A 14,929-nucleotide genomic window follows, 5' to 3' on the forward strand; every position below is an offset into this window, starting at 1 on the left:
ACCACGAAGGGTTCGACCCCATGACCAGTCCCGCAGCCGCGGCCGTCGGAACGTGGACGAAGACCGGCGACCTGCCGGTATCGGCCGCCTGGTACGGACAGTACGACAACGCCGTGCTGTTGAAGAACGACAAGGTGTTGCTGGTGGGCGGCATCGACGCCGCGTCGGTCGTGCTCACCAGGACCGCGGTCTACGAACCGACGGCCGCGACCTGGACGGCCGCGGTCCCGCTGCGCTTCCCGCGCCGGCAGCACACCGTGACCCGGCTCGACGACGGCAACGTCCTGGTCGCCGGCGGCACCAGCGGGTCGTCGCCGCTGTCCCCGGGCCTGGCCGCCGCCGAGATCTACAACACCGGCGACGGCTCCTGGAAGCCCGTCGCCGACATGAACGAGGCCCGCTGGGGCCACAGCGCCGTGTTGTTGGCGGACAAGACGGTGCTGGTAGCAGGTGGGGTGGCGATCCGCTCCGGGGACTCGCTCAAGGCTTTGCGTTCGGCGGAGATCTACGATCCGAACGCCGACACGTGGACCGACGCCGGGCCGATGACCGACGCCCGGACCGGCCACTCGGCGGTGCTGCTCAAGGGCGGTCAGGTGCTCGTCTGCGGCGGCACCGCGCCGATCTCCGGCGGCGACGACGCGTCGTTGGCGTTCTGCGAGTTGTTCACCCCCGCCCAGGGCTGGGCGCCCACGGGGAGCATGCTCCAGCCGAGGAGCCGGCATCAGGCCGTCGCGGCGACCGACACGACCGTGCTGGCCTTCGGCGGCGCCACCCCGGGCATCCCCGGCGACGGCACGTTCGATCCGTTCCCCACCCTGACCACCGAACGCTTCGACCTGGCGACGGGGAAGTGGACGGCCATGCCCGGCACACCCGGCGGTCGCGGCTTCCACCGCGTCGTGCCCCTGGGTTCGCGCAAGTTCCTGCTCGTCGGCGGCACCGCCGAGGTGCGCGACGGCGTCGGCTATCGCAGCGCGCTGATCTTCGACGACGCGGCCCGGACCTGGAGCGCCGCGACCGGACCGGCGATCGGCCGCTGGGCGTTCGCCGCCACCGCGCTGTCCGACGGCCGGCTCCTGGTCGCCGGCGGGACCGTGCGCGCCGGACTCGCCGCCGCCGACCCGAGCGTCGGCGAACTCACCGCGACCACCGAGGTGTTCGGGAGCGGTTCGTGACGGCGAACGCGTATTCCTTCCTGCCCTGGCTGCGCGGCGGGATCGCCACCCGAATCGCCGCGGATCCCACCGGCCCGGTCACCCGGGCCGAGATTCCGGTCAAGCTGCACCTGACCGCCGAGCCGATCGGCGGGCAGCCGTCCGAGCGCTTCGTCGAGCAGAAGGTGCAGCTGTACGGGCCCGGCGACATCGTCGGCATCGACCCACGGGTCGTCTCGCGGACCGAGCCGCGCGAGTGGGTCACCAACGCGGAACCCAACTACCTGGCGCACATCGAGTTCTACGACGAGGACTTCCCCTGGCAGTACAGCCCGCTGGCGCCCGAGGCGGACACCGGAAGGCTGCGGCCGTGGCTCGCGTTGATCGTGCTGGCGGGACCGACGGACTCGGGTGAGGTGGGCGAGTTCACCGAGGGCACGCTGCCCGGCCGGCCGCTGCCCTTCGTCACGGTCGCCGACCCGGCCGGCACCCTGCCGCCGCCCGAGCAACTCGGGGCGTGGGCACACGTGCACGTCGACGGCGAACTCGACGATCCGATCGTCTCGGAGAACATGTCCTCGGCGCTGTCCGCGCTGCGCGGGGTGCTCGGCTCCCGGCCGGACCGGGCCTGCTCCCGGCTGATCTGTCCGCGCCACCTGCTGCCGAACACCGGATACCACGCCTTCGTGGTGCCCGCGTTCGAGACCGGACGCCTGGCCGGACTGGGCCTGGACCCGTCGGCCGCGCCGACCGCCGCCCACCCCGCCTGGGGGACGGACTATCCCCATCGTCAGGTACCCGGGCAACTGCCCTACTACCACCGGTGGTTCTTTGGCACCGGCAGCGCGGGGGACTTCGAGTACCTGGTCCGCCTGCTGCAACCCGGGCACGCCGACGAGCGCGTGGGGCGGCGCGACGTCGACGTGCGGCGCCCACCGGGTCCCGGGCTGCCCGGGATCACCACGCCCGCCGAACTCGAGGGTGTGCTCAAACTCGGTGGAGCGCTGCGCGTCCCCGACCGCAAGCAGGACCTGTGGGACAACTGGGACGGTCGCTTTCCCCCTCCACCGCCCCCGCCTCCACCGCTGCCTCCGCCGCCGGTTCCCCTGCCCTATCCGCACCCGTTCCAGCAGGCGCTCGCCAAACTGGTCAACCTGGCCGACGACTACCTCGAACACGCGCCCGCGATCGCGCACGCCGAGTCGGCCATCGCGCCCGACCCGCCGAGCGCGACCGCCGAGGTCGACCCGGTGATCACGCCTCCGCTGTACGGGCGTTGGCACGCGCGCACGACGCGGCTGTTGACCGGACGCGACGGCACGCCGATCGCCGCGCCGGAGAACCGCAACTGGGTGCACCGGCTCAACCTCGATCCGCGCTTTCGGATCGCCGCGAACTTCGGTACCCGGGTGGTGCAAACGCGGCAGGAGGAGTTCATGGCCGCTGCCTGGGCACAGGTGGGCGACGTGCTCGCGGCCAACGACCGCATCCGGGCCGCGCAACTGGCCCGCGAGGTCGGCCGCGTGTTGCACGAAAAGCACCTGTCGCCGCCGAGTGTGCCGACCGAGCGGTCGACCGACGACCCCCTCCCCGTCCCCACCGGCCGGGCGTTGCGGCTGACCACGCCGACCGGCTCGCGGGTGACGACGCCCGAGACCACGGGAACCGCCGCAGCCGACGCGGGCCCGTTGGTCGCCGTCGAGTTCAAGGTGGCGGGCAGCCGGATCTCGGCCGCGCCGGTGTCGCCGGCGATGCGGCGGATCACCCGCCTGGGATCACGACTGATGCGCACGCTGCCGTTCGACGACGACCGACCGCCGCCGGACGCGCTGTTGCCCAGGATGGACGACCCGGCCTCCGGGATCGTCGCCGCCGCGCCGAAGAGCACGCCGGCCGCGGTCGTCACCCCGGCGAAACTGGTCTCCGTACTGCCCCCGCCGAACCTCCCCCCGGCCGCGTCCGCCCGGTCTTACGCGCCGGGCGTCGTCGCATCGTCGGACCCCCTGGACGGCTTGCCCACCAGCGCCGATTTCCTGATCAGCCTGCCCGGCGAAGGCGTGGTCCCGCACCCGGGCGGCACGGACAGCAAGGAGGCGGAGCGGTTCAAGATCGGAATCGGGGACCTGCATCGGGGCTTCGACACGGCAGCCGTCGGCGGGCGTGCACCCTCCCGCGATCCGCTGGGCGTGGTCCCGGTCGGCGATCGCGTGCTCGGCGAACTGCACTCCGACGAGACCGTGCCCAGGCAGCTGTTGAGCGAGGTGAGCCTGCCGACGCGGCTGCGGCCGTGCGCCCAACGATTCATCGAGGCGATGGCGTATCCCGTCGTCGACCTGCCGATGTACCGAACGCTCCTGGACATGTCCGTCGACACGTTCGTACCGAACCTGGGTCTGATCCCGCCGAACACCATCACCCTCCTGGCTACCGACCAGGAGTTCATCGAGGCCTTCATGGCCGGCCTCAACCACGAGATGGCCCGCGAACTGCTGTGGCGCGAGTATCCGACCGATCAACGCGGCACGCCCTTCCGCCAGTTCTGGGACCCGCGCGCGGAACTGCCCCAACCGGGCGAGACACCCGACGAGCGACGCGAACGCCTCTACGACATCACCCGCATGGACACCTGGACGCCGGCGACGGTGCTGGGCGGACACGACAATCGTGATCTGGTCCAGGCGGAGGAACTGGTCCTGGTCATCCGCGGCGAGTTGCTCAAGAAGTACCCGACGGCGGCCGTGTACGCGCACCGCGCGACCTGGGGGAAGAACGACGACGGCGTGGTCGACCCGACCGTGGAACGTACGCTCGCGACGGTCCCGGACGACGAACACCCCTCCCCCGACCTGGTCAAGCTGCCGATCTACGAGGCCAAGGTCGAACCGGACATCACGCTGCTCGGCTTCGACCTGACGGCCGCTCAGGCCCGGGGGAACCCTCCCCGGGACGCGGGCTGGTTCTTCGTGATCAAGGAACGCCCGGGCGATCCCCGATTCGGCGCCGACGACGGCCCGGGCACTCCGATCGAAGTGTGGAACGACGTGTCCTGGCGGGACGTCGACCCGCACGACCGCGGCTTCGTCACCCTCGATCCGGCGGTGCAGTTCCCGCTCGTGGCCTTCGACGGCTCCGAGGACGACCGGGAAAAGCGCGAACAGCGCCGCGAGGACGCGGCGCTGCCGCTGTGGCACTCGCGGCTGAGTTCCGCGGACGTCGCCTACATGCTCTTTCAGGCACCGGTACTGATCGCCGTACACGCACAGGAGATGTTGCTCGATGCTCGATCGGCTCAGTGACGACCTTCCGGTACTCCTCGGTCCCGTCCGACTGGAGACCTGCTTCACCTCCACCGAGCTGCTGATCCGGGTGTTCCCGGACGAATGGGCCGTCGACACCTTCGAACCCCTGCCCAGTGAGGCCGAGTTCGCCGCCTTGAGCGCCTATTGGACCGCGGTGTGGCGGGCAGGTGGCGACGCCGGCGCCGAAGGAGCGGCGTGGCACGAGTTCGTCGCCCGGGTCGCTCCCGGTCGCGCGACGTGGCTGCGCGGCGAACACCCGCCCACCAACCAGGCCGAGAAGCCCGCGAACGTGCCCGCCGACACCGTCGTGCTGGTGCTCATCGGCCCGACCGCGCCGGCCTCGGCCGACCGGCAACCCACGATCGCGTACTGGACCGCCGTTTGGCGGGCACACGGCGACCGCGCCCGACTGCGCTCCGCCGACGCCGCGTTGCTGACCGCCGTGGGCCCCGTACGCGCCCAGGAGATCCGCAAACGACCCCCGCCCGGAATCGACGCCGCGCCCACCGACCCCCGCGACAACGTCGTGGTGGCCTTCCCGGTGCTGCCGCGCCCCGCCCGGGTCGCCGCCGACTCGTGGACCCGACCCGCCAAGGCACGCCTGCTGCCCGACCGGTTCGTCGCCCTCGGATACGTCGGCGAGACCCGGGTGTTCTCGGTGCCCGGCAAGCCGGTGCCCGACGAGTTGACGGTCGGCCCGGACCCGGGTACGAGTACGAGCGAACAGCTCAGGGTGGACGAACGCACCGGCGTACTGCGCGTACCACCGGCCCTGCGCTGGCTGACCGACTTCACCGCGGCCGTCGACGTGGGCATGGGCATCCGCGTCCCGCTCGACGAACACAACCGCAACGGTGTCGACCGGCTGATCGTGCTGGGCCTGCGCGAACGCACCGACCCGCAGCAATCCGCCGTCGAACTGGGCGGGTTGATCACCCGGCAACTGCGCAGCCCGGCGGGCTACACCCTGCTTCCCCAGGGCACGCCCACGAACAACACCGAGCAGGCCCCCGCCGGCCAGGACGCCCGCGAGGAGATCGACGCCGCCCTGCGCACGACCCTCGGGTACACCGCCAAGGCCGCGCCCGACGACTGGACCGCCCGCACCGACGGCCAGTGCTTCGCCGAACTCCTGGGCATCGACCCCGCGGTCCTGACCGGCATGCCGAACGCCGACCGCACCGACCAGCGCGACGCACGCGCGGCGAACACCGCGCTGTGGCCCGCGACCTGGGGCAACTTCCTGCGCACCACCCTGCATCCGATCGTGCCGGAGCAGACCGTGGAAAGGACCCGCGACTTCTTCGTCCGCAACGTCAGCGGACGCGGCCCCATCCCCTCGGTCCGGATCGGCCGACAGCCGTACGGAATCCTGCCGACCACCGCGTTCAGCCGGATGACCTGGCCCGCCGCGTCCACCCACCGCATCGCCCTGAACACCCTGCTGCGCGCCGCGCTGACGGACTGGCGGGCCGCCGCGAAGACCAAGGTCGCCACCGCCGACACCGGAAACCCCGATCCGCACCAGCGACTGCTGGACATTTTGGCGCTGCACCCCACCTCCGCCGAGTACCACCAGCGGCACGCGCAGAGCGTCGAGGACATCTTCAACCGGGAAAACCTCCGCGGCCTCGGCACCAAGGTCACCGAGGCACTGGACACCATCCTGCACATGCCGGACCCCATCCGCGGACTCCTGAAGCGGCTCGGCTACGACGCGCATCCCCCCGAGCGCCCCGACCCGGCGCTGCTGCGCCGCCTGTTCGTCGACACCCAACACCCCCTGCTCGCCCCGCTCGTCGACGACCGCCCGCTGTCCGAGACCGACCCGGTCCGGACCTACACCGCGCCGCCCGACGCGCGCAACTACCTACATTGGCTCGTCGACAACGGCCGCACCGACCTGGACAAGGTCCGCCTCGAAAGGGGCTTCGCCCGGGATCGGCCGCCCGCCGCGCTGCTGTACCTGCTGCTGCGCCACGCGGTCCTGCTCGGCTGGGAGGACACCGGACGCCGACTCGCGGTCGCCGCGCATCGACCGCCCGACTCGCTCGCCGATCCGCCGTTCGTGCACGTACGGACCCAGCGGCCGGGCGAGACGCAGCCGCCGGTGAGCGAGAGCCGATACCGGCAGTTGTACACACCCGACTTCGAGATCACCCACAGCACCGACCCGAACCTCCTGGTGCACCGGTTCATCCCCGGCGCGCTCGCCGCCGGCAATCCGCACACCGAGCCGCTCGCCGACCAACTCGACGCCATCGCACTGCTCGCCGACCTGCCCACGGCCCGCCTGGAGCGGGTGTTCGCCGAACACCTCGACTGCGCGACCTACCGGCTCGACGCCTGGCTGCTCGGACTGGCCAACGAACGCCTGTCCGAACTGCGGTTCGGCCCCGACGGCGGCGGAACCCCCCGCCGCGGGCTGCACCTGGGCTGCTACGGGCGCCTCGAAAAGGTGCGCCCGCGCGATACCGAAGGGCTCACCTCGGTACCGCTGAGCGGGGAACTCGCGACCGTGTTCGGAACCACGTCGATCACCCACGACCGCCGCAACGGCGGCTACACGCACGCCCCTTCGCCGGCTCACGCGGTGACCGCCGCAGTTCTGCGGGCCGGCTACCTGGCCAACGGCTCGCCGACCCACCCCGGTTCGTTCGCGGTGAACCTGAGCTCCGAACGGGTACGGATCGCGCTCGGTCTCCTCGACGGGCTGCGCGCGGGCCGGTCACTCGGGGCGCTGCTCGGGCAACGGTTCGAACGTGGGTTGCACGACGGCCACCCGGGCATCGAACTCGACCGCTTCCTGCCCGCGTTGCGCCGCGCCTTCCCGCTGCGCGCGGGCCGACTGTCCGAGGTCGCGGAGCGGGAGCGCAACGAGATCGACGTGATCGAGGCGCGCAACGTCGTCGACGGGCTCGAACTCGTGCTCCGGGCCACCCGCCCGCCGGCCGAGCCGACGTACCCCTTCGGGGCCGAGGACATGCCCGACGCCTCCGACGACGAACAGGCCGCGATGAACACCGAGGTACAACACCTGCTCGACATCCACGACGCGCTGGCCGACCTCGCGGTGGCCGAGAGCACCCATCAGGTCATGCTCGGCAACACCGAACGCGCCTCCGCGACCCTGGACGCCTACGCCAAGGAGGGCTTCCCGCCCGAACCGGCCGTGGTGCAAACCCCCCGCAGCGGCACCACCCTCACCCACCGCTTCGCCGTGCAATTCACTGCGGGACTGGCCCCGAACAACGGTGCGAGCCGTTTCCGCGGCGACGGCCCGCGCGCCAAGGCCGAGCCCGCCGTCAACGACTGGCTGCCGACCCTGCTGCCGCCACAGTCCGACGTCGCCGTCCTGGTCACCTGGACCGATCCGCTCGACGGCACGCCCCGCAGCAGTGTGGTCACCCAGGCCGACCTCGAACTGCAACCCATCGACCTGCTGTGGACAATCCGGCCGACCGACGACGCCGCGATGACCGACCTGGACGACCGGATCATCGGCGTCGTGGTCACCCGCGACAAGCCGCGCCCCGACGTCCCCCTGGCCATCCGATACGCCACGCGGGTGACCGGCAAGGTCACCGTGTTCGAGATGTCGCCATTGGTGGAGACGCTGCGCTCGCTGGCGACCACCTCCCGACCGCTGCGCCCCACCGACCTGATGCCCGCCTCGGGAGCCGCCACCGTCGATCGTTCGGCCGACGACGCGGTCGTGGTGCCCAGGGAACGGCCTGCGGCCGTACGCACGGGCCTGGACGCACTGCGTGCCAGGGTGGCCGACCATCTGACCGCGCTGGTGTCGCTGTACCCGCCCGACCCCGCTCCACCGCGGCGCGCGGACATCCTCGCCCGGATCGACGCGCTCCTCACCACGCACTGCCAACTGGCCACGACCGCAGGTGGATTCGGTCTCCTGCGCAGCGGCTGGGCGGAGCTGGTCGAGTGGCGCCGGGGGCTGTTCCGCGACGTGTTGGACACCGTCGACGTGGCGGCGGACCGGATGACGCTCTCGCTCGCCGAGGCCGACACGCTCATCGCTCGCTACGACGCGCTGCCGACTTCCACGCCCACCGAAGACCGGTACCGGCTGCTGGAGGCGGCCGAGCGCCTGCTCACCACGACGCCGACCAGCCCACGCCCGTCGACCCCCGCGAAACTGCGCACCATCGTCGGCACCAGGAGGTCGGCGTTCGACTCCCGGTTGCAGGGGCTCAAACGGGTCGCCCGCACTACCAAGACCACGCTGAGCGCGCTGCTCACCGAGGTCCGCGCGCTGCTGCCGCTGAGCGCCTTCGACGCGGTCGGGTTGGACCTGACGCCGCTGGAGGACCGCATCGTCACGCTGGGGCGTGATCTGCTCGGCCGGGCCCAGGCGTTGCAGGTCGACGTCACCGGCCGGCTCACCGCCGGTGACAAGGCGCTCGGCGCGTACGATCAGGCCGCGACCGACCCGGATCGGGTCCGGGCCGCGACCGAGGCGCTGGTGGCGATGCTCGGCGAGGACGTCCTGGTGGTGCCCGAGTTCACCCCATCGGACCAGTTGGCCCAGGACTGGAAGAAGGCCCGCACCGACAGCACCGCCCTGGTCCGGCACCTCGTCGACGACTTCGGTCGGGACTTCCCCGTCGACGACTGGGTACACGGCGTCGCCCGGGTGCGGGACAAGCCCCGCCTGTGGGAGAAGGCCGTCGCGCTCGGGGACGCGCTGCGCGGCCCGGGCGGGCTGCTGAGCAACGTGGTGGGGTGGCAGGAACCGCAGTTGACCCCGGTCCAGTTCCCGTATCGCACCGGTGACCACTGGCTGGCGATGGAGTTCAAGGCGGGTACCGGGATCGTCGAGGACCGACTGCTGTTCACCGCGCAGTACATGCCCGAACCCCTGCTCGCCGGCCCTCGACGCTGCGGCCTACTGTTCGACGAGTGGACCGAGGTGATCCCCGCCGAGCGGGAGACCACCGGGATCGCCGTGCACTTCGACGCGCCGGACTCCGAACCCCCACAGGCGATGCTCCTGGTCGTACCGCCCGTCACGACCGACCCCTTGGCCTGGGAGGACCTGGTCGCGGCCGTCGAGGAGACGTTCGAGCTGGCCCGGATCCGCGCGGTGGAGCCGCAACACCTGGACGACACCGCCTACGCGCAACTGCTCCCGGCCACGGTCATGTCGGCGACCCGACAACCGATCACGATCAGCACCGATCTCGCGATCGCCAACCTGCGCTGGAAGACCCGTGACTGAGCTCCGTATCGAAAACCTCCGCGAGGCACTGGAACAGCGCTCCGCGCCGACGGTCGGCCTGTGGAACCGCCTCGAGGGACGACCCCGCACCACCGACTTCGATCGCGCGCTGCGCGCGGAGGTGCGCGATCCGCTGTGGATGCTCACCCGGCAGTGGCAGATGGGCGAGTTCCGCGGCGCGGACGCCGGTTCGCCGGTGACCGCCACGTATTCGGTCGTCGCCTCGCCCCCCACCCGGTTCCGACCCATCGACGGCGCGGTCGAGCCGCTGCCCGCCGACCGCCCGCTGGAGACGATCGCCGAACGGCGCGCGCTGCCGTTCACGTTCGGCGCGGACCGGATCTCCTTCGATCTGCGGTTGGCCATCGGCCGCCGGTGGATGAAACTCGTCGGCCGCAACCTGCTGCTCAACCTGATCAGCCTCAACGTGCGGCAGAAGTACATCGCGCGCTACCCGATCGCGCTGCCCGATCCCGCCGTCGACGCCGACACCCCCCGGGTGGCGCATCCCGAGGTCTGGTCCACGATGCAGGCGATCGCAGGCCGCCGGATGGACGGGTACGAGTTCTACCTGGACCTCAAGCGCGGACGGCCCGCCTACGAGGGCATCGCCGGGCTGTTGGGTCTGCATCGAGACGAACTCACCAAGCAGGGCAAACGGTTGGTGGACTGGTTCGACACCCTCATCGATCAGCCGACCGAGAACCCCACCACCCACACCGGCAACACCACCTGGGACCCCGCACGCCTCGAACACCGATTCTCCGTCGCCGCCGGCACCCCCGGCGGCACGGAGAAGGTGCTCACCGCGCGGGAGTATCCGGGCGGCACCCTCGACTGGCACGCGTTCTCCGTCGATCCGACCGGACCTCTCGGCGGGACCGCCGCGCCGCCGGCGGCGCTCAACCGCACCGTCTTCCCCGCGCCGGTGCGGTTCTCCGGCATGCCGCTGCCGCGCTGGTGGGCCGTCGAGGACGGCCGTACCAACTTCGCCGCCGTACGACCGGACAGCACGGACCTGGCGCGGCTGATCTTCCTGGAGTTCGCGCTCGTCTACAGCAACGACTGGTTCCGGCTGCCGTGTGATCTGCCCGTCGGCACGCTGGCCTCGATCCGCGGCCTCGCGGTGACCGACGTCTTCGGCCGGAAGTTGTGGATCACGCCGGCGGGTTCGGGTGACGACGCCGACTGGCAGCGCTGGTCGATGTTCACCCTGGACACCATCGGCGACGCCTCCGTCACCGCGGACACCGACCTGCTGCTGCCGCCGAGCGTGCCCAAGGTCGCCGAGGGGCCGGTCCTGGAGGAGGTGGCACTGGTTCGCGACGAGAGCGCGAACATGGTGTGGGGCATCGAGCAGACCGTGCGCCTGGCGACCGGAGAGCCCCGGCGCGGCAGCGAGGTGGCCGCGGAGATCCTCGCGCACCGGCTGCGCCTGCACCCGCCCGCCGACCCGCCGCCGGCCGTCGCGCCGGTGGCCTACGAGGCGATGAACTCGGTGCCGGAGAACTGGATTCCGTTCATTCCGGTACACGTACCCGGGCAGAACCGGAAGATCCGGCTGCAACGCGCGGCCATGCCCGGGGTGGTCGACGGTCTGCCGGTGCGGGCTCGTACGTCGTTGTTGCGGGAGGGGTTCGACCAGGGCCGGCCGTACTTCGTCCACGAGGAGGAGGTCTCGCAGACCGGCACCGGGGTGACGGTGGCCTACAACCGCACCCGGTGGCGCAATGGCCGGGTCTCGGTCTGGCTCGCCACGCACCGCACCCCCGGCCGCGGCGAGACCTCCAGCGGGCTGGCCTTCGACTTCCTCGCCGACACCACCCCGCCGTCCGGCGGAGGCGGGTAGGCGCGAGGGCGTCCTAGCCGATTGAGCCTGGGGGTGGTGTTTGGTGTCCGGGATGGTGGTGTGGGTTGGGGTGGTGTGGGTTGGCCCGTCCGGCGAGTTGTGCCCCGCGTACCCCGCCGAACAGCGGTGTGGCGGTCACGTCGATGCTCGCGTACACGAGCGTCGCCCCGATGCGTTCGGTGAGGTCCTTCAGCAAATCGGCGGTCTCCGCGCCGGTGGTGGTGTGCGGGTTGAGGCGGTGGATTTCGTCGATCGCGACCAGCCTCACTCCCGCCAGGATGGCGATCGCCGCTGACAGGCAGGGAGTGAAGATCATCCGGCACCGGCACGACGAGCCCTTCGACACGGTCGACCAGTAACGAGCCGAGCGTCGCTCACTACGCCCGCGACAGGTCGGGGTCGACGACCAGTCGGCCGCCGGGTTTCACCGGGGTCTCGGTGACAAGCGCGGTCTCGTCGACACGCCACATGGCGTTGGCGTCGGCCTCGCGCCATGACGTGCCCGCGAACCACTCCGGCTTCGCGATCCCCGTCAACACGGCCGCGCTCTCGACGCCGTTCCAGCCCTGACCGTCGATGCGCTCCAGGGGACGGCGCTCGATCCGCACCCACGTCCCCCGATCCGTGGCGGCCCCCACCGACCGCCGCTTGCGCACAACCGAACCCCGGTCCAGCCGCACCCGCAGGCCGTGGTCGACCAGATCCAACGCTTGCTCGACCGACTCCACCCGCAGGTCGACGACACTCCCAGGTCGCATGCGGGTGGTTCGGGGGTGGGGCTATTCGGGCTGAGCGTTGCCGGCGTCGGTTGTGGGGGATAGGTCGGGGGTGAGGGGGCGGGCAGGGATGGGGCTGGCAAAGACGATGTTGGTTGTGACGTGGCCGAAGACGGCGATCCTGGTCGAGATGGTCTCCAGGTCTTCCATGGATCGCGCCGCGACCCGGATCAGGTAGCAGTCCTCGCCGGTGACGTGGTGTGCCTCCAGGACCTGCGGGGTGTTTCGGAGCATGTCCAGGAAGGCGCTCTTGGCGGCGCCGCCGAAGCGGAGGCGGACGAACGCGGTCAAGGGATGGCCGATCGCGGCCTGGTCGATCACGGCTCGGTAGCCGTTGATGATTCCGTGATCGGTGAGCCGGCGCAGTCGGTCCGCCGTGGACGACGGGGACATGTTGATCTCACGGGCCAACTCGGCCGTGCTCATACGGCCGTCTCGCTGGAGCAGGGACAGGATCGCCACGTCGGTCGAATCGATCGCCTGCCGTGGATTCGACGCCATGACGCGGACGATACCGCAGGATGCGAGTCCGTGAAGGGTCGGATGCCGGTGATCGCGTGTTCGTTCGTCGGGCCGTCCCGACGACGATGGACGCTGGTTCGGCGATCCGTCGGGCCGGTGATTCGAGGGGAGGAACGGACTCGTGATGAAACACCCGCGCGCCGACGGCAACGCGTTCCTCGCGTTGGCGGTGATCTGTCTGTCCGCGTTGATGTTCGGGCTGGAGATCTCCAGTGTCCCGGTCGTCCTGCCGACGTTGCAGACCGTTCTGCACGGCTCGTTCTCGGACACCCAGTGGATCATGAACGCCTACACGATCGGTGTGACGACCGTGCTGATGGCGACCGGGTCTCTTGCGGACCGGTTCGGCCGCAAGCGAGTCCTCGCGGCGGCGGTGGCGGCGTTCGGTGCGACCTCGCTGGTGTGTGGGCTCGCGACGACGACACCGCTCCTGATCGCCGCCCGCTTCCTCCAGGGGGCGAGCGGTGGGGCGATGCTCATCTGCCAGATCGCGATCCTGGCCCACCGGTTTCCGGACGGCCGGGCGCGGGCACGGGCGTTCGGCGTCTGGGGCATCGTCTTCGGCGCGGGGCTCGGCCTCGGGCCGGCCATCGGCGGTCTGATCGTCGAGGTCGCCGACTGGAGGTGGGTCTTCCTGGTCCACGTGGGGATCGCGCTGCTCACACTGCCGCTTCTGGCGTGGGGCGTCCGCGAGTCCCGCGACCCGCACGCGACGCGCGTGGACGTGCTCGGCCTGGTGACACTGTCGTCGGGCATCTTCGGCCTGGCGTTCGTCATCACACGGGCCCCGACGTCGGGCCTCGCGAACCCGGCGATGACGATGGTGCTCGGCCTCACCCTGATTTCGCTCGTGGGCTTCGTGGTGGCCGAACGGGTCGGTCGACACCCGATGTTCGACTTCTCCGTCTTCCGCAATCGTCGCTTCTCGGGCGCGTTGCTCGGCTCGGCCGCGATGAACTTCAGTTTCTGGCCGCTCATGATCTACCTGCCCGCGCACCTCGAACACGGCCTCGGGCACGCGGTCGTGACGGCGAGCACGGCCCTGCTCGCGTACACGCTGCCCACCCTGGTGCTGCCGCCGCTCGCGGAACGCCTGCTGCTCCGGTTGCGTGCGGAAGTCGTGATACCCGCGGGGCTGTTCGTCATCGGGTGCGGATTCTTCCTGATGTGGATCGGCAGTGGCACCGACAACCCGACCTGGGCCGACCTGTTGCCCGGCATGACCGTGGCGGGCATCGGACTCGGGCTGGCCAACACGCCCGTCACCAACACCACCACAGGTTCGCTGCCGACCGCGCGCGCCGGCATGGCCTCGGGCCTCGACATGACCGCCCGGATGACGTCGCTCGCGATCAACATCTCCATGATGGGGCTGCTGCTCACCGCCGGTGTCTCCGCCTACCTGCGCGCGCATCTGCCGGAACGCCTGCCTACCGCGCGCCTGCGGTCGCTGACCGAGCGCGTGGCCAACGGCGACGACGCGGAGGATCTGCGGCGTGCCTTCCCCGAACTGCGCCGACTCGACCCGACAGACACGATCCGGGCACACGCGCTCATCCAGGGGTTCGAGCTGATCACCCTCTACGGCGGCATCGCCGTGTGGCTTTTCGCCGCGGCGAGTTGGGCGTTGTTCCGTTCGGCGCCGATCCGGGAGAAGGAGGGAGTCGAGGAAGCGGAGCAGATGGAGGATGTGGTCGAGGCGGGCCCCTCGACCGAAGGTGAGGGGATTGGGAGCCGGGCGACTCCGGGAGTTCCGCGGTCGGCGGGAGCGCCGTGCGGGTTGGAGGGCCGGGGGTGTTCGTGAGGCGGGAGTCGCCTTTCCCCGGGGGTGTGAGTCTGCGTCTGGGGGGGTGGTGGTTGGTCGTTGGTCGGGTTGATGCGTGCTGTGGGGGTCTGCGTGCTGGTCGGGGTGTGGATGACCGTGATCGTTTCGACTGTCGCGGGCGTGACCACCGAGTAGCACATGCGACGAATAGGAGCGACCGGCAGTAGGCCGCGCATTGTCGGGAAACCGAATGGGTCGCGACGAAGCGAGCAAGACGCTCACATGATCACGGGCGTGTTGACGTTTTGTGGCCGCGAAG

7 protein-coding genes and 1 pseudogene are annotated in these 14,929 nt (G+C 70.9%); 5 read left to right on the forward strand and 3 right to left on the reverse strand.

Translation table 11 applies throughout. The features are described from left to right. Positions 1–20 precede the first annotated feature (20 nt). The 4 genes from ACIBSV_RS11045 to ACIBSV_RS11060 are packed head-to-tail and all read left to right on the forward strand — an operon-like array spanning position 21 to position 11,547. Positions 21–1,178 (forward strand): Kelch repeat-containing protein, encoded by a 1,158-nt coding sequence (locus tag ACIBSV_RS11045; protein ID WP_395861524.1) that lies wholly within the window; start codon positions 21–23, stop codon positions 1,176–1,178. After that, entirely contained in the window at positions 1,175–4,453 is a 3,279-nt protein-coding gene (locus ACIBSV_RS11050; protein WP_395861526.1) for a hypothetical protein, read from the forward strand. The genes ACIBSV_RS11045 and ACIBSV_RS11050 overlap by 4 nt, the downstream gene beginning before the upstream one ends. Further along, on the forward strand, positions 4,434–9,698 hold the full coding sequence (locus tag ACIBSV_RS11055; RefSeq protein ID WP_395861528.1) for a hypothetical protein: 5,265 nt from the start codon (positions 4,434–4,436) through the stop codon (positions 9,696–9,698). Before ACIBSV_RS11050 ends, ACIBSV_RS11055 begins: the two co-directional genes overlap by 20 nt. After that, on the forward strand, positions 9,691–11,547 hold the full coding sequence (locus ACIBSV_RS11060; protein ID WP_395861530.1) for a hypothetical protein: 1,857 nt from the start codon (positions 9,691–9,693) through the stop codon (positions 11,545–11,547). Before ACIBSV_RS11055 ends, ACIBSV_RS11060 begins: the two co-directional genes overlap by 8 nt. Positions 11,548–11,629: 82 nt before the next feature. On the opposite strand, the pseudogene ACIBSV_RS11065 reads toward ACIBSV_RS11060, so the two are convergent. The 3 genes and pseudogenes from ACIBSV_RS11065 to ACIBSV_RS11075 all read right to left on the reverse strand — a co-directional run. After that, a pseudogene (locus ACIBSV_RS11065) lies at positions 11,630–11,821 on the reverse strand (ATP/GTP-binding protein); the annotation flags it as partial. A gap of 103 nt (positions 11,822–11,924) precedes the next feature. Beyond that, positions 11,925–12,305 (reverse strand): hypothetical protein, encoded by a 381-nt coding sequence (locus ACIBSV_RS11070; protein WP_395861533.1) that lies wholly within the window; start codon positions 12,303–12,305, stop codon positions 11,925–11,927. A 21-nt stretch (positions 12,306–12,326) separates the two neighbouring features. After that, positions 12,327–12,824, reverse strand: coding sequence for an Lrp/AsnC family transcriptional regulator (locus tag ACIBSV_RS11075; protein WP_395861535.1), 498 nt, complete (start codon positions 12,822–12,824; stop codon positions 12,327–12,329). A gap of 145 nt (positions 12,825–12,969) precedes the next feature. On the opposite strand from ACIBSV_RS11075, the gene ACIBSV_RS11080 reads away from it, so the two are divergent. Continuing rightward, positions 12,970–14,649 (forward strand): MFS transporter, encoded by a 1,680-nt coding sequence (locus ACIBSV_RS11080; protein WP_395861537.1) that lies wholly within the window; start codon positions 12,970–12,972, stop codon positions 14,647–14,649. The last annotated feature ends 280 nt before the right edge of the window (positions 14,650–14,929 follow it).

The sequence above is a fragment of the Embleya sp. NPDC050154 genome (genome assembly GCF_044460165.1).
GTDB lineage: Bacteria > Actinomycetota > Actinomycetes > Streptomycetales > Streptomycetaceae > Embleya.